Source organism: Sphingobacterium olei (assembly GCF_005048855.1).
Taxonomy (GTDB): domain Bacteria; phylum Bacteroidota; class Bacteroidia; order Sphingobacteriales; family Sphingobacteriaceae; genus Sphingobacterium; species Sphingobacterium olei.
In genome coordinates, this window is record NZ_SUME01000005.1 from 259702 (window position 1) to 286223 (window position 26522).

Annotated in this window: 14 protein-coding genes; 10 read left to right on the plus strand and 4 right to left on the minus strand. The window is 45.0% G+C overall.

The annotated features are described in order from the left end of the window. Positions 1 to 7: 7 nt before the first annotated feature. Together FAZ15_RS13600 and FAZ15_RS13605 are read right to left on the minus strand one after the other, a co-directional pair. The gene (locus FAZ15_RS13600; protein ID WP_136901862.1) at positions 8 to 1954 is read right to left on the minus strand and encodes a RagB/SusD family nutrient uptake outer membrane protein; all 1947 of its coding nucleotides are present in this window, start codon (positions 1952 to 1954) and stop codon (positions 8 to 10) included. Between the two features lie 39 nt (positions 1955 to 1993). Further along, positions 1994 to 5206 carry a SusC/RagA family TonB-linked outer membrane protein gene (locus FAZ15_RS13605; RefSeq protein ID WP_136901863.1) on the minus strand — a complete coding sequence of 1071 codons (3213 nt, stop codon included), beginning with the start codon at positions 5204 to 5206 and terminating at the stop codon, positions 1994 to 1996. Positions 5207 to 5894: 688 nt separating this feature from the next. Between FAZ15_RS13605 and FAZ15_RS13610 the strand changes: the two genes are divergently transcribed. Beyond that, positions 5895 to 6962 (plus strand): endonuclease/exonuclease/phosphatase family protein, encoded by a 1068-nt coding sequence (locus tag FAZ15_RS13610; RefSeq protein ID WP_136901864.1) that lies wholly within the window; start codon positions 5895 to 5897, stop codon positions 6960 to 6962. A 75-nt stretch (positions 6963 to 7037) separates the two neighbouring features. Here the strand turns inward: FAZ15_RS13610 and FAZ15_RS13615 are convergent, their stop codons facing one another. Beyond that, a complete protein-coding gene (locus FAZ15_RS13615) occupies positions 7038 to 7235 on the minus strand; it encodes a hypothetical protein (protein ID WP_136901865.1) in 198 nt (65 codons plus the stop codon). 229 nt (positions 7236 to 7464) lie between these two features. Here FAZ15_RS13615 and FAZ15_RS13620 point away from each other — a divergent pair, with 229 nt between their 5' ends. From FAZ15_RS13620 to FAZ15_RS13645, 6 genes are all read left to right on the plus strand, one after another. Further along, on the plus strand, positions 7465 to 10638 hold the full coding sequence (locus tag FAZ15_RS13620) for a SusC/RagA family TonB-linked outer membrane protein (RefSeq protein ID WP_136901866.1): 3174 nt from the start codon (positions 7465 to 7467) through the stop codon (positions 10636 to 10638). A 98-nt stretch (positions 10639 to 10736) separates the two neighbouring features. Next, positions 10737 to 12149 (plus strand): RagB/SusD family nutrient uptake outer membrane protein, encoded by a 1413-nt coding sequence (locus FAZ15_RS13625; RefSeq protein ID WP_136901867.1) that lies wholly within the window; start codon positions 10737 to 10739, stop codon positions 12147 to 12149. Positions 12150 to 12183: 34 nt separating this feature from the next. Continuing rightward, entirely contained in the window at positions 12184 to 15348 is a 3165-nt protein-coding gene (locus FAZ15_RS13630) for a SusC/RagA family TonB-linked outer membrane protein (RefSeq protein WP_238387255.1), read from the plus strand. A gap of 11 nt (positions 15349 to 15359) precedes the next feature. Beyond that, a complete protein-coding gene (locus FAZ15_RS13635) occupies positions 15360 to 16958 on the plus strand; it encodes a RagB/SusD family nutrient uptake outer membrane protein (RefSeq protein ID WP_162304941.1) in 1599 nt (532 codons plus the stop codon). Between the two features lie 20 nt (positions 16959 to 16978). Then, positions 16979 to 17890 carry a DUF5017 domain-containing protein gene (locus FAZ15_RS13640; protein ID WP_136901869.1) on the plus strand — a complete coding sequence of 304 codons (912 nt, stop codon included), beginning with the start codon at positions 16979 to 16981 and terminating at the stop codon, positions 17888 to 17890. A 2-nt stretch (positions 17891 to 17892) separates the two neighbouring features. Continuing rightward, a complete protein-coding gene (locus tag FAZ15_RS13645) occupies positions 17893 to 20274 on the plus strand; it encodes a cellulase family glycosylhydrolase (protein WP_136901870.1) in 2382 nt (793 codons plus the stop codon). 1 nt (position 20275) lies between these two features. On the opposite strand, the gene FAZ15_RS13650 is transcribed toward FAZ15_RS13645, so the two are convergent. After that, positions 20276 to 21016, minus strand: coding sequence for a GntR family transcriptional regulator (locus FAZ15_RS13650; protein WP_136901871.1), 741 nt, complete (start codon positions 21014 to 21016; stop codon positions 20276 to 20278). A gap of 190 nt (positions 21017 to 21206) precedes the next feature. Between FAZ15_RS13650 and FAZ15_RS13655 the strand changes: the two genes are divergently transcribed. The 3 genes from FAZ15_RS13655 (at position 21207) to FAZ15_RS13665 (ending at position 26518) form a co-directional block, all read left to right on the plus strand. Continuing rightward, positions 21207 to 22409 (plus strand): MFS transporter, encoded by a 1203-nt coding sequence (locus FAZ15_RS13655; protein WP_136901872.1) that lies wholly within the window; start codon positions 21207 to 21209, stop codon positions 22407 to 22409. Between the two features lie 95 nt (positions 22410 to 22504). Beyond that, positions 22505 to 23986: an L-fucose/L-arabinose isomerase family protein gene (locus FAZ15_RS13660; protein ID WP_136901873.1), complete on the plus strand. Its 1482-nt coding sequence runs from the start codon at positions 22505 to 22507 to the stop codon at positions 23984 to 23986. 6 nt (positions 23987 to 23992) lie between these two features. Continuing rightward, entirely contained in the window at positions 23993 to 26518 is a 2526-nt protein-coding gene (locus FAZ15_RS13665) for a hypothetical protein (protein WP_202912397.1), read from the plus strand. The last annotated feature ends 4 nt before the right edge of the window (positions 26519 to 26522 follow it).

Here is a 26522-nt window from a genome sequence, read left to right on the forward strand (position 1 = left end):
GAGTTTACTAATAACCATATTGATTCTTGTATGCGCCATTGCTGAGCTGAATAGCTTGATTTGGGAAAGGCAAGATATAACGTACAGGTGGCAGGTTGTTGCGGTTCAGCGATTCCCAGTTTCCGCCCGGCCCGCCTTTAATATAGCCTCGGAACGAATATAGGATCTGTGCCCGTGGCATCGATGTGTCTTCATTGTACCAGACATATTGCGTCGCTGTCTCCCAACCAGTCCCGGGATGCAACGTAGCTTCCCAAGGATTATAAAATTCGATGATAGGCAATGCCGTATTCGGATAAATGTTTTTGTCTCCAGGGTTTGGAATCCGCCTAAAAAACTTGTTAAACGGAAGCGTCTGATAGTCCTCAGATCCTTCCATAAAGTCGCCGCCGCCCATAGACGCCACAATAAGGTATTCTTTGAAACTGTCGTATACGACTTTGGCGTATAGGTTCCAACGAACCAGGTCTTTCCACCGCATGTTTTCGCCGCCAAATTCCCATTTGCGCTCCTGCACAATGGCGTTGAAAAACGACTCCTTCGAGGCAGCGACCGTATTGGTATAGCTCTCGACTTTCTCATCATGGTCATCAACGATAAAGGCACGTCTGCGTACTTGTTTGAACGCATCAAGTGCTTTGGCGCCATTGGAGCCGTTTAAACCGTCTTCTACTTCATTAACGGCTTCAGCAAACATCAACAGAACGTCTGCATAACGCATATACGGAAGGTTAATGCCGGTATTACCTGCGCTCTGATTGCCTAACGCTCTTCCCGCATCGGCCCATAGTTTTGACCATTTGTTGTTGTATAAAGTATAGTCGGTGAGTACCTGCGGTTGTCCAGCAGCGTCATAGTTCCAATAGCCGACGGTATAATCTTTTCGGATGTCCTTGCGGTCGAAGGAGTATGCGTAGAAGGCATTCAGCCGCATGCCGCCGTTGACGCCGCCCCAGACGTGGTTGGTCACCCCTTCGGTCGATCCCACGGCGCCGCCGGTTACAAAACCTAAGTTACTGCTGCCATTCCGTAGGAAAGGGATCTCAAACATCGGATCGTCATTATTGGTTACGATATTATTGGTCTGATCGATAAAGACATTGCGATAGGATTTTCCCAGATTATGCATGCCAGACGAAATTACAGAATCGGCATACTGCATGGCAATGCGATAGTAATCTTTATAATCGGCCATACGCTTCATCGCACCAATGGTACCCTCTGGATAGAGTGCGTAGCCACCTCGTGTTAAAGCCATACGGGCGATCATGCCATAGCAAAATGCTTTCGAAACCCTTTCTATACCGAACTCTGTGCCGGACTCGCCTTCCGAAGTCTGGTGTGCGTATTTCATGCCGGAAGCTACACCTCTTAGGTCTTCGATCAAAAAACTGAGGATCTCGTTGCGGTCCCTAATTGGGATCACGAAAGCGGATTTAAGATTCATACTCGGCTGGGTATTGAACGGGATATCGCCAAACATCACCACCAGATCGTGATAAAACATGGCGCGCAGTACCTTGGCCTCGCCAAGCATCTGCGTTAAATCCTTGTCGTTTTTATTAAAGGCCGGGCTATTCTGTATGCCTTCAATGAAGATATTGGCGCGTTCGATACCTTCGTATTGCTTGTTCCAGAACCGCTGGACGGAAGGCCCATGTTGGGCACCGTCAAAGGCTCTAAATTCTTCGCCATTAACGTTGGGTAATTCGGACGAGAACGTCGAAAATTCTACATCGCTGTTCAGGGCGAAGGTATTGAAATAGGCATTGCCATACGTGTCATTGCTCATTAACGAAGCATATACAGCGGTTAATACCCGGTTGATTTCCTCTTTGTTTCCAAAGACATAGTCCGCTTCGTATTTGGAATCGGAGCTAACATCCAAAAAGCCTTTCTTACAGGAGGTAAAGAGTAGGATTAGGACGCTGAATATTAAAATAGGTTTCCTCATGGTATATCAATTTTATACTGCAATAGGTGAATATTAAAATTAGAACGTAATATTTAATCCGGCTAAAAAATTTCGACTGCGTGGATAACGGTTGTAGTCTACACCAGGTGTCAGGCCGGTCTGAACATCGACTTCTGGATCGTAACCCCTGTAGTTGGTCCATAAGAATAAGTTATAACCACTTACAAAGACCCGAACAGTGCCTAGCTTGAGACGCGAGAGCGTACTTTTAGGTAGCGTATACCCTAGTGTAACGTCTTGTAGACGTAGGAAAGATCCATCTTCGATAAAGTAGGAGTGGGTCACTTTCTTTCCAATATCTACCGGGTTAAATATCGTCGCATCGGCATTGACCTCCTGGTATTGGGTGGTATAGAGTGCATTGCTTACCATACGGTCGCCATAGACGTCATCCGCGTAGCGCCAGCGTGCGTTTTCGTTAAATTCGGGCAGGATATTGAAGTAATTGTTGGCGTTGCTTTCGAAAGACGACAGGGTGTAGCGGGTCGCGTTATTCACGTCAAATCCGTACATGAAGAAGAAGTTAGCGGACATATCGAAGTTGCGCCAGCCGCCGACCAGGTTAAATCCGCCACTGAATTTCGGATTGGTATTTCCGATGACCACTTTATCCCGGTCATTGACCACATTCTCTTCCCCTTCTTCGTCGACATGGTTTTTGAATTTAGGACGGCCCGGCTGCGTACCGAACAGTGCATCGTTGTTTACGGTACCGGGTTTGGCCACCCAATTGAGACCTTGTAAATCGAATTCATCGAACCGATAAATACCATCGTATTGGTAGCCATAGATAAGGCCCAGCTGATCACCGACTTTTAACATATAATCAAAGTCTGACGATTTCCAGCGGTCAGACGTCATCCAAAGCACATCTTCAGCCCCATTTAGCTTGTCGACGCGTGTCTTCGTTGATCCAAAAGTAAACGTGGTATTGAAATAGGCATTGTCCCGCTTAATAATTTGAGCATTGATGGTCAGATCAAATCCGCGGTTGGTGACCTGTCCGATATTTTGCATTTGGCGCGTATAGCCTGTTGTTGTCGGAATATTGCTCAAATAAAGCAAATCGGTGGTTGTGTTCCAATAGGCTTCTGGAGTAATCGTTAGTCGCCCTTGCCAGGTTTCGATGTCGAACGCTAGATTTCGGGTCAGTGTCGTTTCCCATCGGATATCGGGATTTGGCAGTGTACTGCCGCCCGTGTTTCCGTAGTATTCAAAACCGATGTCGTTCAACTCTCCCCATCCTGGGCCTCCACCGGTGTTAATGCCATACTGGTATCGCCACATGTCGTCGGTGATGCGGTTGTTTCCGGATTTACCGATTGCTGCACGCAGTTTAAGCTGCGTGAAGACGTCCTGATTGGCCATGAACTCTTCGTTCGAAATGACCCAGCCCCCAGAAATGGCGGGAAAATACCCCCACTGGTTGCCCGGAGCGAACTTGGTCGAACCGTCGGCGCGGTAGGTGAGTGAAAGCAGGTATTTACGGTCGAAATTATAATTGGCTTGACCAAAGTAGGAGGATAGTCGTTCAGGAGAAGTCATAAACGAGGTCGCTCCCCATGGCGTGCCTAATCCAAGGTTCCGGATGGCTCGCTCTGCCTCGATCGCTTTTGGGAAGTAACGCGAGCCTTGGGCCGTTGAATATTCGGTCGAGGTTTGAATTTCCTGTCCGGCTAATACGGAATAGTTGTGCTTGCCCTTTGATGCCGCATACTGCAACGTATTTGTCCATCCGTACCGATTTTGTCGAACGGTTCCCAATTGGACGACAGGGAGACCATTGTTATTCCTGGCCTCAGAGGTAAGGTCTCCAAAGAAAAGATCGGAAAATCGGAAGCCCATAAACTGTGAGCCTAAGGTGCGGAATGTCAGTTGGGGTATAATGGCCCATTCGACGGAGGCCTGGTTGGTAAACTCGTATCGGTTTTCCCGACGGTAGTTCTGATCAATGTCTCCTTTGGGATTAGTATAAGCGAAAAACCGCTCGTCTTCGGGATCGATGTCTTCAGCAGGAAGAAAGGAGAATTCCCGGAGACCATTGGTCGGACGGTAGCGCAATACATTGATCAGACCGCCGCCGCCAACCTTGTCTGCACCTGGTCCTCTGTCCTGACGGTAAGTAAAGCGTGGATTGATCAATAGCTTTACATTCTTGGCCAGGTCGGCATTCAATTTGGTGTTGACGTTGGTACGCATCACGCCAGTTTTGATAAGTACACCTTCTTCGTCGTGATGGGTAATGCTGGTGTTGAATTTAAGTGATTGTGTTCCGCCGCTAAGGGTGAGGTTGTACATCTGACTGATCGGATTTCCACCTAAAATTTCATCCTGCCAGTCGTTACCTTCGAATCGTTTGTACAAACTAAAATCAGCTGGGTTGCCAAAGTTTCCGCGAAACTTCTGACGGTTGGTATTGTTCCCGACAACTGATTCGTATTGGATTTTTACGAATTCATAGGGAGACATCACCTCTATTTTGCGGGCGAGGCTCCTCACCTGTGTATTGTGGTTGAAATTAAGACTTATCTTGCCGGCCTGTGCACGTTTGGTGGTAACAACGACGACTCCATTTCCACCCCTCGCACCATAAATGGCTGTTAACGAAGCGTCTTTGAGGATGTCTATACTGAGGATATCAGTAGGGGGAATGTCGTTGATATTACTCACCGGAAAGCCATCCACAATAAAAAGCGGGGCATTGCTTTGGGTTACTGATGTACCGCCGCGGATCCGGATATTGATCTCTGCACCGGGAGCACCATCTGCCATCGTGACCTGCACACCGGCTGCCTTCCCTTGTAAGGCCTCAGCAGCTGAAGATACGGGTACGCGAGCCAACGTTTTGCCAGAGACGGAAGCCACTGAACCGGTGAGGTCTTTTATGGATGTTGCAGCACCATAACCTATTACGACAACTTCGTCAAGTCCGGCTTCTTCATTGACCAGCTCAATCGTCAATGGCTCGTTGCCCTCTACGGGAACGATTTGTGTGACGAAACCAATGTTTTTAAATTCCAATTCAACCATCCCTGTATCGCGAATGCGTAGGGCAAATTGTCCTTTGCCGTCTGTTGTCGTAGCTATCTGGGTGCCGCGAAGGAGAATTGAAACACCCTGGAGGGCAAGTCCAGTGCCTTTTTCCACGACCGAGCCTGTAATTTGCCTGTCTTGGGCAAAGGAGGCAATGGACACCCATAGTGTTAATGTAATAAGGAGCAGTCTTTTCATAATCTAAGCTGTTTTATATAATTATTAGGAATTGTTTTATATGTAAATATTGGTTGTAGTATTGCTTCTTAATTTTTATTAGTTCAGTTTATTATATATTGGTTGTTTATCAAAAGAACCGGTTGCATTCCCATAGACAAGCTATGTCACGATTCTCTAAAAATTGATCGTATAAGGTCTATAACTACTACTAAGAAAACTTCAGTTACTCTGCAAGAAACGGTCTGTCCTCTATTATTTCTGTTTAATTATCTGTATGTTTGAATTTTTTTTACAGATTCAAATTGGTGCGACACATGAAACACGATTGCATGTATGTATCATCTATGATACAATAATAATATATTTTAACAGCTTTGTACAAGAAAATTTCCATCAAATTACGCAATCGTTCCCGGTACGATTGCAATATGGTTTTACGTACAACTTATTCGTCGATCCAGAATATTGACATTTGTAGCACATTTTAACTATTTTTGAATACATCCATTATACGGGAGTCATGGCAAAAATGTAGGACAGATCATCGTCTACCTGCGGCTAAAGGGAATTAAACCTCCCGCGTATGTGGGTTGGTAGGCATAGGATTTTTTTACAGGCTGATTCCGATTTTGCTATGATAAATGGCTTGATAGGTGTGAAACCCGAGGGGTCTGGTTTTTATAGAATTTTTTTATCTTAGTACCCAATGGAACTATTTGCAATAATTTTTTCTGCTCTTCTGATTTTGTTGAGCGTACTCCCTTTTATACAACATCAACATTGGGTGTTCAGAGTAGCCGAATTCATTAAATTGCAGCTCCTGTTCCTTCAAATAGGGGCTTTTTGCATTTCTTTCTTTTTGATTAAAGATATAACGACACTTTGGGTACTCCAATCCGTACAGTTGACGTTGATTATATATCATGTGTTTATCTTGATGCGATACACTAAGTTTTGGCGAACGCAGAAATTTCCGCATGCAAAACATAGTACAAATAAAGTTAAGGTCATATCTTGTAATATATATCAGTATAATACAGAATATGATCGTTTTATAACGTTAATTAAGGAAGAGAAGCCAGATATATTCTTAACGATTGAGAGTAACAAGGATTGGGAAAAAGCGTTGGAAGTGCTGGAGGCGGACTATCCGGGCCACGAAAAAATCGGTTTGGAAAATACGTACGGAATGCACTTTTATACAAAGCTGAAAGTCAATAAAATACAGACGCATTATTTTGTTGCGGACGACCTGCCTAGTATCGAAGCTGAACTCGAAACGGAAGACGGATGCCGTTTTATATTCTTCGGTGTGCACCCGCCACCGCCTAGTCCTACGGAAGAAGATAATTCTAAGGAACGGGATGGAGATCTGCTCGCCGTAGCGAAAAAGGTAAAGGACTACGACATTCCGGTGCTCGTAACAGGAGATTTTAATAATGTGGCCTGGGCGAAATCCTCTATTTTATTTAAGAAGACAAGCAGACTGCTCGACGCGCGGATCGGTAGAGGGATATTGTCGACATTCCATGCAAAATATTGGTTCTTCCGAGTGCCTTTGGACTTATTGTTTCACAGTCCCGATATTTTTATTGACCAACTGTTTATTTATCCTTCCGTAGGTTCAGACCATTTTCCTATAGGGTGCACGTTCCATATTGACAAAGTGAACGATGAACAGGCAGAAGACGTTAAAACGCTCGAAAGTGGAGAAATGGAAGAGGTTAATGAATTGATACAGGAAGGAAAAGAGGAAGAAAGTGATAACCGATAGGTAGGTGCTCCATGTATGGGGTAGATGTTTGACTTCAGTGGGCCATTGTCAAGCCAGTATATTTTCTTCTCAGACTTACGCTAATATCATTCCCGGTTGGATTTTTTCGTTCCCTTTATTAACAGTTTTAGGTACTTCTGTTGCCATTCCATCCATAACCTTCATTTCAAATATTTCCAACCCATCCACCCCCTTGGTAAGAAAAGAATAGCCCTCATCGCTGCTTGTACATAAAGACTCCTTGCACGCGGCCAGCCGATATATAAAACCCAATATCTAATTAATAGCCGAAATTCATGTTGAAACGAAATAAATAAAAAAGATTTTTTATTTATGAAAAAAACATATATGTTTGTGAAATGTTAACATAGTGCGTTAAGTATTGACGTTTATTCTATTGTTAAGCAATGTAAATTATAAACCCTCGGGATATTTTTAAAGTATTTGTTTTTTTAAAATTAAGATAGTGCGTAAACTAATCTATCCGGTAAATATGATTATTATGAGCAAAAATTATTCACACCTTAACCTATTTAGTTACTTTGTTCTTATTGTTTTTCTATCAGGTTTTACGGCGAATGCGCAGGTGCGTACCGTAACGGGGAAGGTAATGGACGCGGTCAGCGCAGTGCCGCTATCTGGCGTAACCGTAAACGTTATTGGGAAGCGTCAAGGAACAAGCACCAATAGTGCTGGAGAATATTCAGTGCAAGCAAAAGCGGACGATTTATTGACTTTTAATTCAGTGGGCTACAAAGCGGGTCAAGTGCGGGTAGGGGATGTGTCCGTGTACAATATAAGCCTGATAGCGGCGGCAGAAAGTCTCGATTCGGTGGTTGTCATCGGGTATGGTTCGCAGCGTAAAAGAGACATAACGGGGTCGGTAACGAGTTTGTCTCCCGACGATCTACAGCCGGGGCCGGCTGCAAGTTTTGATCAGATGATGCAAGGTAAAGTCGCTGGTGCACAGATTACCCAAACCAGCGGTGCCCCCGGAGGTAATGTCAATATTGTTATCAGGGGTATCAATTCCATTACGGGAGGTAACCAGCCATTATATGTCATCGATGGTTATGCTATAGGCTCAGGAGGGGGAGGCTCGGACGTGTCGAATTTTAACGGCGATACGTATTCTTCGGCTGGTATGGCCCGCAATACGGTTTCAAAAATTAATCCGCTAAGCAGTATTAATCCTGCTGATATCGCCTCCATCGAGGTTTTAAAGGACGCATCCGCAACAGCTATTTATGGATCGCGAGGAGCCAACGGTGTTATTATTATCACGACGAAAAAGGGAAGAAAGGGGGATCCGGTAGTTCATATCGAGGCTGCAGGAGGCTTCCAAACAGTGGCCAATAAGTTGGAGATGATGTCCGCGCGGGAATTTGCCGAATTTCATGCAGAGGGACGGGATAATGCTTGGGTGTATGCAGGGGGAAATGCCGAGGATCCAAATGACGTACGAACAGGCGGTACACGCGTACGACCGGAGTTTCGCGACCTGCAGTCGTTGCATACAAATATCGATTGGCAAGATCAGATTTTTAGAAATGCACCGCTGCAGAATTACCAGCTTTCTACAGCGGGTGGAGGGGAATCGGTCGATTATATGGTCTCGCTTGGCTATTATAATCAGCAAGGAATTATCAAAAGATCAGACTTCAATAAATATAATATTCGCTCGAATATCGATGTGAAATTGTCGGATCGGTTGTCACTGGGCGTATCTTTAGCAGGGTCTTATACCCATGGTGATTTTGCACGTGCCGAAGGTCATCTAGGTACACGGGGGCTAATCGCCGCTGCTTTGGCAAATTCGCCAGCTATGCCCATTTACCAGGCAGATGGCTCATACAGCTCGGAGCTGCTTGATCCTTTGGGTGTCCCGGTTGAAAATCCCTATTTAATTCTTGAAGAGTTTAGCGATAAACGAAATTCGGTGAATATTTTCAGCAATAACTACCTTCAATATGATATTCTTGATGGTTTATCCATAAAAACGTCGATAGGCGTCAATTATATTACGAATGCGACGAGATTATGGAAATCGTCACAGATTGGTGAGTGGGGAGCTAAAACCAGTCCGGCTACGGCTGGGGCACATAATAGTGCCTTGCTCAATTGGTTAAACGAAAACACCATTAATTACACCGCAAGGTTTGGAGCGGACCACAAGTTTGATGCGGTGGCCGGGTTTACGGCGCAAAAGGAGAGTTTAAACATGTTGCAGGCCGGTGCAATGGATTTTCCGACAGATTTGATTCCCTTCCTAGCTGGAGGAAATGTAAATGCTGGAACAAATTACATTACCGAATGGGCTATGTTGTCGTGGCTAGGCAGGATCAATTATAGTTTCAAAAACAAGTGGTTACTAACGGGTACGGTGCGAAAGGACGGAAGTTCAAGATTTGGTGTGAATAACCGGTGGGGTACTTTTCCTTCTGCCTCGTTGGGCTACAGGTTATCGGATGAAGCATTTATGAAGGCTTTGAGCTTCGTGGACGAATTGAAAATACGGGCCAGCTACGGCGCATCGGGAAATAACTTGATCGGAAATTACGCACATATCGGTCTTCTAGGCGTGGTGCCGTATGTAGGTAATGGTCAGCCATTGCTGGGCGTAACGCCTCAAACGCTTGCTAACGAGAACCTAACCTGGGAACGATCTTTACAAACCAATCTTGGTTTGGATCTGACAATGTTTAATAATCGGATTAACCTGACAGTGGATGCCTACCGCAATATGAAAAAGGATTTGCTGTTAAACAGTTTACTGCCCGCGGCGACAGGATTCGGGTCCGTGACTCAAAATATCGGTGAGCTTGAAAATAAAGGTTTGGAGATTGCACTGAATACGCAAAATATCACGGGTAGCTTCTTTCAATGGAATACGAATTTTAATATCAGCTTCAATAGAAATAAGGTGCTGGCGCTTAACAGCTCGTCGGCAAGAATATTAAGTTCTGCTTATCAGGCGACAGAAGTGGGGCAGCCAATTTCAAGTTTCTTTTTGTTGGAAGCTGTAGGTGTGTTCAAAAACTGGGATGAAGTGCGGACATCAGCTTTGCAGCATCCAAATACGCAGCCAGGAGATATCAGGTTCAGGGATGCTAATGGAGATGGCAAGATTACCGATGACGACAAAACGTATGTCGGTGCCCCATGGCCGAAGTATACCTTTGGGTTTAACAATCAGCTTACGTACAAAAATCTTTCGCTCGGCATAAGTTTAACCGGGTCATATGGGCAAAAAATGTATTTTCAGGGTGCTGAAATCATTATGAATTCGGCAGGCGTTCAAAATCAGCTCGCGCTGGTGAATGATCGGTGGAAGTCGGAAGCAGAGCCGGGTAATGGACTGGTGCCGAGAGCTATACGAAATGATTATGCGCGTGGAATTGGTGTCAATTCGAGATACCTCTTTGAGGCTTCTTTTGTTCGGATTCGGAATGTTAATCTGGCGTACAAGTTGCCTGCGGCTAAGTTGTTTAACACCAGTATCCCTGCAATCGATCTTTTTGCCGATGTTTCCAACGTGTACACATTTACAGATTACCCAGGTTATGATCCCGAAGGCAGTTCCACCGGTGATAATATCGCCGCAAGTGGTATAGATTATTTTTCATACCCTCTGCCCCGAACTTTTACGCTAGGTTTGCGGATGCGTATTCGTTGATGGCAAAAATAGCTATATGGAACTTTTAAAATTTTTATAATCAACAGGTAGATCGAACAAAATCACAATCGTTTCATCACCTTAAAAACTCTATACAGATGAAAAAATATATGCTTTCTGTTGCGCTGTCACTGTTATTTTTGTGTTCCTGCAACAAATTTTTAGAACTATCTCCGGCTCATCAGATTAGTGAAAATAACTTCTATAAAACTACGGAAGATTTTGAAAACGCATTGGTCGGTGTTTACGCCTCTTTTCGTGACGTCTTTACCCGGGAGATATTCTACATCGCCGAATTAACCACCGATAACGCCGAAGTTTCAATTTCGTCTTCATCTGTGGCGGAAATGGAGTTTGACGAGATGAATCTAACACCATCGAATACGATCGTACAGGGCTTTTGGACGAAGGTGCTGTTTACAATAGCACGTACAAATATTCTACTGCAACGGTTAGAAAATTCGGATTTGAATACAGAAATTAAAGCGAGAATTGCCGGAGAGGCAAGATTTATTAGGGCGTATAGCTATTTTTTAATGGTGCAGGTCTTCGGCCGTTCGCCTATCACGCGGGAAGAGTTTCGAAGTCCGGAAGATATAGCCAAGGCCGACCTGTCATTGAAGCCTGCGGAAGAGGTATATGAGGAAATCGTCAACGACCTGATAGAGGCCGAGCAATTATTAGTGGATAACGGCCATACGGACAAGGGAAAAGTGGCCTTGGGTACCGTTAAAGCATTGCTGGGTAAAGTGTATCTAACGCATAATCAGCACGCTGATGCGTTAAAGGTCTTGAAAGAGCTGACGGAGATGGATAAGTATGGCTTGCAGCCCGAATACCAAACGCTATTTAAGCCTGGTAATAGTAACCTGGACGAATCGTTGTTCGAATTGCAGTTTATTTCCGGATTCAATCAGGGCAACGAGTATTCGGTGCTATTTACTCCTGCTTCAACGGGCTTGCTAGCCAATAACCAACAGGGATCTGGCCGGATCACTCCATCGTTGGATTTGATGGAGGCGTATGAAGCCGGTGATAAACGGAAGACGGCATCCGTTGGTGATACCATTAGACCAAATGGAGTAAAAGAATACAGCCGACATGGACTAAAATTCGTTGATTTAACGGCCGAAAATCCAAGGGATGGAGCGGTTAATTTTACATTGATACGCTATGCAGATGTACTTCTTATGTACGCCGAAGCACTCAATGAAACTGATAATACAGGTGAAGCGCTGAAATACCTCAATCGGATTCGATTTCGTGCTGACTTGGAAGACTTGGAAATTACCGATCAAGAGCTGATGCGTAATGCGATTGCACAAGAACGTCGAATTGAATTTGCGTTCGAAGGGCATCGGTGGTTTGATTTGCGACGGACAGGGAAAACGCAACAGGTTATCAACGCTTTCTTTGCTGGTAAAGGATTAAATTTTACAGTCGAAGATGATGAACTAGTGTTCCCGATCCCGCGAAGGGAGATTGATATTAATCCAGAGTTAGGAAGATAAAAATAATTGTTAACCTATATCCAAATACAACTAGATGATGAAAAAAATAGTGTTTTTAATAAATTGCAAACTAGTGCTGTACGGCCTGTTCTGTAACAGCCTAATTTATGCGCAGCGTGCCCCCGTGGCGGTTCCGATCTCCGGAAAGGTCGTGAATCAGCAGAATAGCGCGTTGGAAGGTGTAAGCATCTCCGTAAAAAATCGATCTGTGTCAACAAAGACCGATGCTTCGGGCATATTTTCCCTAAATGTGAGAGGTGCTGAGGATGTACTCGTTTTTACGTCCTTAGGATATGAAAGCGTGGAAGTACAGGTGGGAGAGAAAAGAGCCTTTAATGTCATGTTAACGAGCAAGGCCACTACATTAGACGATGTCGTCGTCATTGGTTACGGAGAGACAACACGTCGTGACGTGACGGGGTCTGTAGGATCGGTCAATATGAAAGATCTGGCGCAAGCCCCCGTAAAATCATTTGACGAGGCGTTAGCGGGCCGGATCGCCGGAGTCACGGTAACAGCTAATGACGGGCAGCCTGGTTCGAATACTAACATCGTAATCCGTGGCTCAGGATCCATTACACAAAATACAGCGCCACTGTACGTTGTTGATGGATTTCCGTTGGAAGATGCAAATAGCAACAGCATTAATCCGGGAGATATCGCTTCAATCGAAATACTAAAAGATGCCTCGGCTACCGCAATATACGGGGCCCGGGGTGCCAACGGTGTTATTATAATCACAACAAAAAAGGGAGTGGCCGGAAAACCAGTGGTAGGCTACAATGCCTATGCGGGCTTCGCGGAAAACCCGAAACCTCTTGAGCTCATGAAAGCCTACGAGTTCGTGAAATACCAGTACGAGCTAGAACCACAGTTCACCACAGATTATTACCTGGCGACCCGTACATTGGAGAGCTATCGGGATGAACCTAGCCTCGATCTGCAGGACCAAATATATAAACAGGCATTTGTACACAACCACGAGCTGTCGCTACGTGGCGGTAGCAATGGTACAACGTATTCGCTCTCTGGTAACCTGCTGAAAAATAACGGATTGGTAACCAACTCGGGATTTGATCGAAAGCAGCTCCGGTTTCAGTTTGATCAGCAATTGGGTAAAAAATTGAAAGTGGGAACCATAGCAAATTATAGTGCGAACAAAACATATGGTATCATCGTCGGTGAGCCTTCCATGCGGATCACGTACAGTGGACTAAGTTTGCTGGCCTCTGTATGGGGATTCCGCCCGGTAAAGGGTTTAAATGAATCGCTACTCGAAGATTTGTTCGATCCTACCGCTCCGGAGAATGACTTCCGGGTAAATCCGATTTTGTCGACAGAAAATGAGCTGCGTGAAACTTTTGCCAATACGCTGACCCTGAATGGATACGGTGAATATTCGTTTAGTCCAAATCTAATCTTCAGATCATCGGCGGCTTACACCAACGTGATGGTGCGCCAGGACATGTTTTTCAATTCCCTGACTGCAAATGGTAACATAAGACGCAATGAAGGTGTTAACGGATCCATTGCCTTCCGTCCAAGGACCACCTGGGTGAATGAGAATATTCTGACGTATAAGAAATCGTTCAAACAAGGACACACCCTCAATGCGGTGGGTGGATATTCCTTACAGCAATATGATAGCGGAGATTATGGTTTCCAAGGGCTTAATATACTAAACGAATCGTTAGGAATTGATGGCTTGGACGAAGCCGGAACCAACGTTGGTTTTTCATCTTCTTCCAGATGGTCTTTGATGTCTTTTTTAGGACGATTTAATTATGGGTATAAGAATAAGTATAGATTAACGTCTTCGTTCCGCTATGACGGATCTTCAAAATTTGCACCAGGCAACCGATGGGCGTTCTTTCCATCGGCTGCGTTTGCATGGACCGTCTCCGAGGAGAACTTCTTACGTGATGTCTCCTTCCTGCATAATGCCAAAATTAGGATGAGTTATGGATTGACAGGTAACAATCGGGTTTCGGATTTTCCATACATTACACAGTTGAGCGTGCCAAGATTTGGGGGATACTCCTTTAATAATGCTGCACCCACCCGGGGGGCGCTCCTTTTGCAGTATGGCAACCCGGACTTAACATGGGAAACGACCGAACAAAGTAATATCGGATTAGATTTATCTTTCTTCGAAGGGAAGGTAGAATTGGTTGCTGATGTCTATAGGCGAAATACGAAAGATTTGTTGTTGGACGCGAGTCTGCCTTATGCGACAGGCTTAACAAGCAGCGCCACGAATTTGGCAACAGCTTATAAAAATATCGGTGAGCTGCGTAATCAGGGTTTGGAACTGACATTGAACACCATTAACGTGGAGAGAGACAGGTTTAAATGGAGTACTAATTTTAATATCAGTTTTAACCAAAACAAAATTATAGCGCTCAACGAAAATCAGAACGCGCTGCTAAGCCCGGTCGCATTTGATACGGATTTTAGAAATGTATTCCCCTATATCTCCGTCGTGGGAGGGCCATTGGCGCAAATGTACGGCCTAGCATGGGACGGAGTGTATCAGTATGATGACTTTGATCAGGTGCTGGGAAATTACGTACTTAAGGACCATATTACGACAAACGGACAACCACGAGCAAATATACAGCCAGGGGATATCAAATATAAAGATATAAATGGTGATCTTGAGGTAAATGAGATGGATTTTACGATTATTGGAAGGGGGCTTCCGATCCATACGGGAGGATTTACAAACCGTTTTGATTACAACGGTTTTGATCTGAATATTTTCTTTCAATGGTCCTATGGTAATGATATTCTGAATGCGAATAGACTAATTTTTGAAGGAAACGCTAAGCGCCAGCGCTCACTCAATCAGTACGCCAGTTATGTAGATCGCTGGACACCCGAGAACCCGAGCAACGAAATGTTCAGGACAGGCGGACAACGTGACACCTATTATTCTAGCCGTATCGTGGAAGACGGATCATTCTTGCGCCTTAAGACAGTTTCGCTAGGTTATACATTTCAGGACCAAGTGCTAAGTCGATTGAAAGTAAGTTCGTTGCGCGTGTACGCAGCAGCGCAGAATCTGCACACCTGGACATCTTATTCCGGATCGAATCCAGAAGTTTCGGTGCGACATTCTGCATTGACGCCTGGATTTGATTTTTCTGCATATCCATTGGCAAGGACAATAACCTTTGGTTTGACCACAACTTTTTAATTTTCATGAATATGAGACTCATCTATATTTTAATCGCACTCTCACTGGGATCTTCTTCCTGCAAGAGTTTTCTTGATACCGAACCGACCGATTTCGTAACGCCTTCGTATAAAACCGTCAACGATTTTGATCTTGCACTTGCTGGCGTGTATGATATATTAGGCAATAGAACATTTTATGGCGACGTTTGGCCCTACTGGCTCAATGTAAGCACGGATATTGAATATACCAATACGGGCTCCTCGAATGCTACGGTCTATATTTATGGGCCTGCGGAGGCCAACGTAACGGATTTTTGGAAAGTATTATACAACGGAATCTATCGGGCAAACCTGATCTTGGATGTCATAGATGATACTGATCTGGCCGATGGACCGAAAAACCGAATCAAGGGGCAGGCGCTCTTTCTGCGTGCCTATTACTATTTCATGTTGGTCAGCAATTACGGCGACGTACCGTTGTATCTGACGGTAAAGCCTTCGATTAATCAGATGGATGTGCCCCGGACGCCCATGCGCGAGGTATATGACCTGGTCATCGCCGATATGTTGGAAGCAGAGCAACTGGTCGATGAGGTAGCTGGCGGAAACACGGAGGCAACGGTAAATTTTGGTGGTAGGGTATCGCGTTCTGCTGTGCAGGGAATATTGGCGCGGGTTTATCTTAAAATGGCCGGATATCCCCTAATGGATCGCGCGAAATATGCGGATGCACTGAAATGGTCATTGGCAGTACGGAATTCAGGATTACACAGCTTAAATCCGGATTATTCCGACGTATTCATCAAATATGCAAAGGATGAGTATGATATTCGGGAGAGTATCTGGGAAGTGGAATTTTATGGCAATACACAGGGGGCAATGCAAGAATATACGTATTACATCGGCGCTCGGGGTGGAATACGAACACAAGATGCCGAACTTGGCCGCAGCGGTGGCCTGATAAACGGCAGCGGCAAGCTGTTCGATCTGTATGAATTGGACCCTAATAGCACTGCAGTGCCTTTGAAAGCTTCTCTGGATTTGAGAAGGGACTGGAACCTCGCACCGTACACCTATGTAGGAACACCGGGTGTGAAAACCCCAAACAACGACAGATGGAGAAGAAATATGGGAAAATGGCGTAGAGAGTATGAGGTGGTGTCACCTAAAGATATATCGACCTCTCCTCAGAACTTTCCTATTTTAAGGTATGCGGACGTGCTATTGATGGCCGCGGAGGCAGAAAATGAACTAAACGGCCCTGATAATGCCTATACGTACATCAATGAAGTGCGTCGACGTGCCTATGGCCTACTGTTGCCGCAGCCCCCTCATGCCGGTGTGGACGCCGACCTGCCCGCCGACCTAACCAAAGATGAGTTCAGGGAAATGATTAAGGATGAAAGGGCTAGGGAGTTCTGCTTTGAGGCCTCGCGCCGTACCGATTTGATCCGCTGGGGCAATTTTGTGGGGGACATGAAAAACTACATCGCTTGGGCGCTGGCTAACGGCGGTGTTGAAGGGCACGTGCTGGGCTCTCGTAACGTGTCGGATCGCAACGTGTTATTACCTATTCCGACCTATGATATGGCGCTCAATAAGGCTTTAACTCAAAACCCAGGGTATTAATTTTCTTAATCATACTAATCATGAAATATTTACATAAAATCTTATCCATTGCTTTTTTTATTGGGCTGCTTTCCTGTGAAAAAAATATCCATGTTGGGCATCCTGATTTTGAGGTTAAGCTGACAAAAACGAATTATCGGGTAGGGGATACCATTCGGTTTGAGTTTTCTGGAAAACCAGATAATATCACATTTTATTCCGGGCTCCCGGGGGCCGACTATCGATTCAGGGAGCGGACACAGGTCGAAGGGGGTATCCCCAAGGCGAAAATTATTACCCAATATGGTGGTGGCGGCAACCAGGTAGCATCGCTGCGGCTGATGGTAAGTAACGATCTGGAACAACTTAACGCAGTAGGTGTTGCACAGGCTACATGGACCGATATTACGTCGCAAGTAGACATAGCGACGGATGCGACCATCGTGGAATCAGATTTCCTCGAACTGACCCCTTGGGTCGATGTTGCAAAGCCGTTTTTCATGGCTTTCAAATTCGTCGGTGAACGAGACCCTGTCACGAGGCCGGGTAACTGGATAGTACGCGGACTACAAGCAAGTACGGAGCTATCTGATGGTTCTGAGATTCCAGTAGCACAACTTGGTAATGCCGGCTGGACAACCATCGACGTATTGAACCCGGCGACTGCCTGGACGATCCGAGGAAACCCCATAGCGGATATCGTGATTATCGGCGGTGGGCCAAATAGTGATCCAAGCGAAGATTGGCTGATTACGAAGCCGCTCTATTTTACGAAAGTACCCCCCGACAGAGGAGCCCCTATCCAAAATATCGGTTCCAATAGGCTGTCCGATTATACGTATATCTATCATGCTCCGGGAACATACCATGTCGCTTTTTTGGCTTCCAACTCCAGTGCTGAAGATTATAAGTCCGTCGTGCGTGAATTCGAGATAACCATATTGCCTGAATAGTCATGAAACATTTGCAGCTCATCAACTTTTTCAACAGGGTGGTACTATCGATATTGCTCTTTTTCGCGGTGTTTACTACCTCGGCGCAACAGCAGGAGGAAGATATGTTTTTTAAGGCTGGTGATAAAGTGAGCTTTATTGGTAACAGCATCACGCATAGTGGCGATTTTCATCATTATATTTTACTGTACTATGCGACACGTTTCCCGGATAAAAGACTCACATTTTATAATTTGGGGATAAAAGGTGATAACGCGAATAGTTTTTTGAGACGTATGGAAGCCGATATTGTACCTAATAAAGCAAACTGGTCTATCGTCATGGCCGGAATGAATGATGTAAACCGCAGTTTGTACGCGCCGGAGAAACAGGCGGAAGCTGATATTCAACAGCGTAAGGATAGGGCGTTGAAAGATTTTGAATCGTATTATGACACTTTTTTAACCCGTCTCAAGCGAACGAAAACCAATATTATCCTACAAAAGCCAAGTATTTATGACGAAACAGGTCGTTTAACGGCAGTCAATCTCATAGGAGTCAATGGGGCTTTGGAGCGATGTGGCGAGATTGTCGATAAGTTGGCAAAAAAGCATAAGGTGATGGTAGTTGACTACTGGACGATCATGAATGAAGTGAACGCGAAAATGCAAAAGCACAACGCCCAAGCGACCGTTGTCGGCCAGGACAGGGTACACCCTGAACCTGTGGGACATATGGTTATGACCCACACTTTTCTTAAAGCTATAAATGCACCTGAAAGGGTGTCTTCGCTTACCATCGATAAGTCGGGGGTTTCACAAATTCATGCGGGTACAGTGACGAATCTAGATGCAGGGAGTGACCAGGTCTCATTTGAATACCTTGAAGAATCTTTACCTTTTCCTGTTCCGCCAGAAGCAGAGGGCGCGCTGAAATGGATAACAATTGTGGATGAGTTCAATAAGCAGTTGCTACAGGTAAGCAATTTGGATGAGGGGGTATATGCGTTGTCTATAGACGATATCTTGATCCATAATTTTACGTATGAAGAACTCGCAGCGGGTGTGAATCTTGCTGTATACAAAAATACGCCGCAGTACCAACAGTCGCTAAAAGTATTACAGCAGGCTGTTGCCTACCGGAATGTCCAGCGGAAGTTGCGGGATATTAAATTTGTGGAATTTAGCTATCTGCCGCAGGAAATGTGGGACAGCAAAATGGAGGCAATTCGCCAATTTATATCGGAATATTTGTCTTTTTTACAGGTTTCAAACGATAAGCGTTACGATACATTCAAAAAAATATTCGACGACTATTTACATCTAAAGCCGCTACAGGAAGGTCTGGAGCAGCGAGCCAGAGTGCTGCCGGATTCAATATACTTAACTGCTAAACCTACGGGGCACCGTTTTCGCCTGGTCAAAGCGGAACGCAATATGCCCGACCGCAGTGAAAAGCCATATGGTGTCAACCTGGCTGGCGCCGAGTTTGCACACCAGAAAACGCCGGGTGTATTCAATCGGGATTACACCTATCCAACAATTGCAGAACTAGATTATTTCAAATCACGGGGGCTTACGCTTTTCCGTCTGCCTTTTCTTTGGGAGCGCATACAGCATGAGGTGAATGGGCCTTTAGACGAGGAAGAACTGCTGCGAATGACAGCTTTTGTGGATGCCGCTAGGGAGAGAAACTTATGGGTGATTCTGGATATGCACAATTACGGAAGACGCTTTGTAAATGGCACCCGAGAAATTATAGGCTCGCCGAATCTAAGTGTTGCACATTTTGAAGATGCTTGGGCCAAGATTGCGGAACAATTTAAAGAGAAGGAAAACATCTGGGCTTACGGCCTTATGAACGAACCACATGGTATGTTGGACAGTGTGCCGTGGTTTACTATTGCGCAACAGGCTATCTATCGAATCCGGAAGATCGACTCACAAACGCCGATTATGGTCGGTGGCGATAGCTGGAGTTCGGCGCAGCGTTGGCAGCAGGCGAGCGGAAACTTGAAGGATTTGGTGGATCCTTCGACTAACCTGATTTTTGAAGCTCACCTTTATTTTGATAAGGATGCTTCTGGGACCTACAAAGGTACGTACGATACCGAAGAAACAACCTCGGAGACAGGTATGATGCGTGCAAAGCCCTTCGTTGAATGGCTTAAGGAGAATAACTTACGTGGTTTTCTCGGAGAGTATGGCGTGCCCGACGATGATCCGCGTTGGTTAGTAACACTCGATAAGATGCTGGAATATCTGAAAGCTAACGGCGTAAATGGCACATACTGGGCGGCTGGGCCGTGGTGGAATAAGTACAAGCTGGCGATAGAACCAAGAAATGGAATGGATAGACCGCAGTTGAGCGTGCTATTGAAATACCTAAAAACGAATGGCGAATAAGCTAGTAATTTGGATGAGCGATAATACCAAATTGGTACTTGTCTCCGCTGTAAAACGAATGCTCTATTTCAATGATATTGCCGTCATCCGCTATGACCGCGCTATCCAGAATGAAGATGGCGATAGGCGCTTCGTTTTCAAAATAGTTCTCGGGGGTGTTTTCGTCGAATATGACCGTTTTAAGGGTTTGTTCAATGTTTTTTATCTTCAGGTTGTAGGTCTGTTCATACATTTTGAAAAAAGATATCTCCGGCGAAACGCGTTCAATCTTAGGGCATTGTGTCAGCGAAATGTAGCGGGTTTCGTCTTTCAAAATTTCATCGTCCGCGTAACGAAGGATGTGTATTTTCAAGACAGGGCCTTCCAGCGTCAGTTGTTTATGTTGAATCATGGTGGATATACCTTCCTGTAATATCGTTTTTTCAATGACAATATTTTTAGGTTCAAATCCTTCTTGTGACAAACTTTCATTGAACCCCTTTCGTGTGGATTCGATGGAACCCAAGGTACGCACAATTTTGTGCTCCCCAGTTCGGTTTAGTACAAATGTGCCCTTGCCTTTTATACGACGCACCCATCCTAAAGTCTCTAAGTTCAGAAGGCTTTTGCGGGCGGTCGTGTTACTCACGTTAAAGGTTTTGATCAGATCATTTTCGGAAGGAACTTTATCGCCGGGGATCAAATCACCATCTTTGATTCGTTTGATGATTTCTTCGCTGATGGAAATAAATTTAGAACTCATATATACTATAAAAGGGTTGAGCTACAAATATAAAATAATTAGTTTGTGTAACAAATGTGTTTATGATGTTTTACAGTTTAAGCTTCATGCGTTAACATACTTAGCGTTTAACCGAACATGTTTTTATGTTTGTAGACCATATACCTTACTAAATAACCGCATATAAAAACGCAAAATAAAAATTACACGAATGAAGAATAGAATAGCATGGCTTGTATTGATTCTGGTTTTTGTCGCTACTGGATTAAATTTTTTGGACCGACAGGTGCTTTCCATGACCATCATAAAAATTCAGGAAGAGTTCCATATTACTGACGTGCAATATGGATGGATAAATACGAGCTTTCTGGTTAGTTATGCCCTAATGTTCACTGTCGGAGGACGCATAATCGATACTGTAGGGGGCAAAATCGGCTTGGGGTTGGCGGTATTGATCTGGTCTGTCGCTTGCCTGCTGCATGGTGCGATGCAGGGTTTCTATCAGCTTATCGCTTTTCGCTTCCTATTGGGGTTTGGGGAGGGGGGCTGTTTTCCCGGAGCAGCTAAGGTGGTGTACGAGTGGTTCGATGAAAAGAAACGCGGAATGGCCAACGGTATTGCTATAGGTGGATCTGCACTTGGTGCGGTTCTGGCGCCTCCGCTTACTACGTATGTTGCGTCAAATTACGGTTGGAGAGCAAGTTTTATTATACCGGGGATCATCGGTGTGATGTGGGTTTTGGTTTGGTTCTTAGTTCCTTGGCAGAAGTATGTAGTATCGGGTAGGGAAAAAATAATGGCTTACCGCATTCCGTTTGTCACTATTTTAAAGAACCGGTACCTCTGGGTATTCGTGGCCATACGATTTCTCTTGGATCCGGTCATGTACTTTTTGATGTTTTGGGTTCCAAAATACCTTAGTGAATATCGTGGGATGTCGTTTGAGCGTATCGGCGACTTGTTTTGGATCCCATTTCTGGCGTTAGGAATATCAAACATCTTCGGTGGATGGATTTCCGATAAGCTTGTGCAACGTGGGGTATCGCTCAACAGCGCTCGAAAATGGGTGATGGGGGTAGCGGCTGGACTCACGATCAGTGCGCCGTTTATTGCGTTTGTCGATTCTTATCAGCTGGCAATTGCGCTACTGTCTCTGCTGCTGTTCGCACATGGATTTTGGATCACAAATTACATTACGGCAATATCCGATATGTTTGGTAGTAAAGCGACGTCTACTGTCGTGGGCGTCTCCGGCACTGCCGGTGCATTATCGAGCCTGCTGATCAATCCGTTCATAGGAGAAATCGTAACCCGATATTCGTATACGCCGCTATGGGTGGTAGCAGGGTTAATGTACCCTTTGGGCTTTCTGTTGTTTGTGGGACTGGTTCCCCGTGTGAAAGCATTGTTTTAAATTGAAAATAAAATAATACTTTTTTTTGGGATATAATCATTTTATGGTTATGTTTGAAGTTAATTAACTTAGTGCGTTAAGTATAAATTGTAATAATGGAAATAAAATTGAATTCGAGTACAGCCCGTTATAAGTCGCCGACGAAAAGGGATGCAAAAGCACGTATCGGGGTTTTTGGTGTAGGATATGTTAAGTATTGGGCACAATTTGAGGGTTTGTTGGAAGACATGCTGGAAAAGCAGGAAGTGTTTATAGGCATGGTGGGGCAGTTCGATGTGGAAGTCGTCGATTTTGGAATGGTAGATGACGCGCAATCGGCTTACGATCTTGTTCCTAAGCTACTGGCGGCCGACTTGGACCTGATCTTCTGTGATATGCTTACTTATGCCACTTCCAGTACCTTTGGTGCGATCGTTAAAAATATTCAGGTGCCGTTGGTATTGGTTGCGCTGCAGCCGGATAAAGCACTTAACTATGAACAAGCCTCGACATATAAGCAACTGTTTAATGATGACATTTGTTCGCTACCTGAATTTACAGGCGTTGCCGTTCGATTGGGACGTCCGGTACCGGATGTTATCATCGGCACGTTGTATGATGATGCAGAAGCGTTGGAAGAAATCGGAAAGTACTGCCGCATTGCAAATGTATTGCATAGCCTGAAACGATCTAGGATAGGCCATATCGGACATCCAATAGAAGCCATGCTGGATATGCATACCGATTCGACCATGCTTACGGCACATTTTGGATTGCATGTCGTGCAGTGTGAATCGCACGAAATTATCAGCGCATACCAAGAGGTCGACGTGATAGATCTGGAAAGAGAAAAAGACTTTATTCTGGGCTTTTTTGATACACCGGATCCGGTATCTGATCCCATATCGGAGAAATTAAAGCAGGAGGATCTTGAAGTGGCGGCAAAGGTTTCATTGGCATTAAAAGCCTTTGTGGCGGCTAAGAAATTAGATGGTTTGGCGTATTACTATGAGGGTGCGGCCCAAAGCACAGAACAATTGGTAATGTCAAACTTGATCGTAGGTAACTCGCTTTTAACGGCAGCAGGTTTTCCGATGTGTGGCGAATCTGATCTCAAGACATGTATTGCTATGATGGTGATGGATCGCCTGGGTATCGGTGGTAGCTTTGCAGAGTTTCACCCCGTCGATTTTAATGAAAACTTTGTCTTGGTGGGGCATGATGGCCCGCACAATGTAACCATAGCGGAAGGTAAACCTGTTCTAAGGAGTCTTAAGAAGTATCACGGTAAACCAGGCTTTGGAGCGGGAGTAGAGTTTAAAATCAAAGAAGGCCCGATAACGATGTTGAGTATCAGCTCTACATATGATGGCCGATTTAAGTTTATCGTTGCCGAAGGACAGTCGGTAGAAGGTCCGATACCGCCAACTGGCAATACCAATACCCGAGGCTTTTTTGGATCTGATGTGCGTCAATTTTTGAAAAATTGGGTTGCTGAAGGGCCTACCCATCATTTTGCACTGGGTATAGGTCATCATGCCGCTACCATCCAAAAGATCGGTAAATATTTAAACATTGAAACTGTCTTAGTAAAGTAAATGCGTATGAAGTCAGCCAAAATTTATATCACCTTACTGTTTTCGTGTTACCTCTTGATCGTTTCATGGGACGGGAAACAAGTATATCCCAAGGAGCCGAAGAAATTTCAGAACATTACCTTGGAAACCTCATTGAAGCCGTTCAAACAGAAAGATCCGGCGTATATTGCGGAGGTGGCAACGCACATGTTTGAGCAGTGGTCAAATTTATTGGTACATACCGATACTGTTTCCGTGATGCTGTGGATAGCTGATGGGTCGGAAATTCTGGAATACACCGGAGACATGCAACAACCGCTGGAATGGGCTAAATATATTGGAAATCCGAATACGAGTTACCCCGTAGGATCTGGTCCGAAATCCCTCTCGCTTCATGAGCGTGCATATCTTTATATGGACAATCCACCGGACTTTTCTTATGCCGATCTTAGCTTGATTATTGAAACACTACGCGAAAAGGGTACGGAAATAACAGGAAAAAAAATAAAGATTGGCGCCACGTTCGATCCAGGGCCTGAATTTGCTAGGTCGGAATTTAAATATGTACGCCATCCAGAGATACTGGAAGGCAACGCTATGGGGCACAAGTCGTTCGTGAGTTGTTACGCTTTGCTTAATGGCGATAATGTGGCTTACGCAGCTTATCCTAATGGTATTCCGGATCAAACCCCCTTCGGGACTTTCTTTGGGAAGCAGAGCCAGCTTTTTTTGACGGATTTGAATTTTGACTTTTTGTGGCTGAGTAATGGATTCGGCTTTGGCGTAGAGCCTTGGTCTTCCACGGGGGCGGTCTTTACGGGTGCAGGGTTTCTGCAACATAAGCTGGAGCATACGCGGCAGAAAATTATCAACTTCTGGACGCTATTTCGAAAGGAATGCGCCGGCTTCGAAATACAAACAAGAGGATCAAACCTTTCTACAGGCGTCGATCTAGCACGAGATGGCGTCGACCTACGGAGTATCTATAAATCTGGATTTAACATAATGCCTCCACCTAATTCGCCTTGGGCAGCAATTGACGGCGACTTCGGTCTTGAAATGGTTGGGTATATGTCGCATATAGCTGAATTGCCTGATGATCGCTATGTTTATCGCTTCTATACCCATGATCCGTGGTGGCTTAACAGCCCTTGGTTGGATCGCTATGGGCGCTTTCCGCATGATATTTATATGCCCATGTCGGTGGCCCGAATTGACGAAAAAGGGCAGGTGGCACTACCGTCTACATTAAACTTTTTAACAATAGACGATTCGTTTGGGAACATACCGGATGTGGTTCCTAATGAGGTCATTCCGCATATTCTGAGAGGGCGGGAGGATTCGCCTACGGCAGCAGGTCCGGTGGTATGGGTTTATCCTTTTGATGAGTATCATGATTGGGCGAAGGAACGCCACGATTTGTTACCAGAAATGTATTATGGGGACTGGTTTATTAGACAGGCGATCAACGAAGGGCTACCGCTGAATACGGTAACTTCTACTACAAATTTCACGAAGCTGTTAAAAAGCGACCCTAGTTATTATCTTGAGTCGATCGTGTTGACCATAGTGCCTGATGCTGGATCTGCACAGGAGACTGCATTAAGTGAATTTATAAAAAAGGGTGGTCAAGCAATTGTGTACGGTCCCGCCGATCGCGCAAGCACTGGATTTAGAGAGCTGCTGAATCTTAAAAATATCGAACCATTAGAAGGTGAACTGGAACTGGTAAGTCAGCTCGAACCCGATGTCGTCAATGGGCATATGCCAACAAAAATACAACACAACTCGCTGTTTTCGGGAGGGGGGCTGCGGACAATGATAGCGGACAAACACGATCAACACACGAAACGTATTGCATACGTAATACAAGGTAAAATGCAACGCGATCAGGCCTGGATAAGGTCGCTTCCCTCGTGGAAAGGTGGAAAGGTAGCGTACATACGTGGTACCAATTCAAGCAGTTTTCAGGGCGGTATGTTACTGCGTCCGGATGATCCGGAGCAGTGGGCAATAAGTCCGAAGCTCGTGCGCCACCTTTTAGCCGAATTCGATTACCGACTTTCATATGAGAAGGAGGGGGTGTCGGTTAAAAGTCCGATGTTGACCATAGCACGCAGTCATAATGGTTTTTTCTTTTCTGGCTATGCACCAAATACAACAGTGCTTCAGAAGTTTAAATTTCCGCAGGGTGCTCCAATTTTACATGGGTACGATACCAAATTAGAAAGGGGTATGTCAACTTATCACTTCCCTACAGCTTGGCACAATGAGGTTCGCGTTTTCGTTGAGCAGCATGATGGTATCGTGTCTTCCAAAGAAATGCATTCCGGTGAACTCGGAGTGAGTAGAAGGATACGGATCGCTGGTCTAAAAAATGCGACCCTACGCATCTATCCAGAAGACCACGTCACGGTAGATAGTTTTAAAGCTTATTTAAATGTGGGCTATCCTTGGAAAACGGGGCAGCAGACCTTTGAAAAGGGGGATCCTAAATATGGACATCATTTTGTAATAAGAAACGTAACAGGACATGTTACTGTTGCGTGGTAATAAA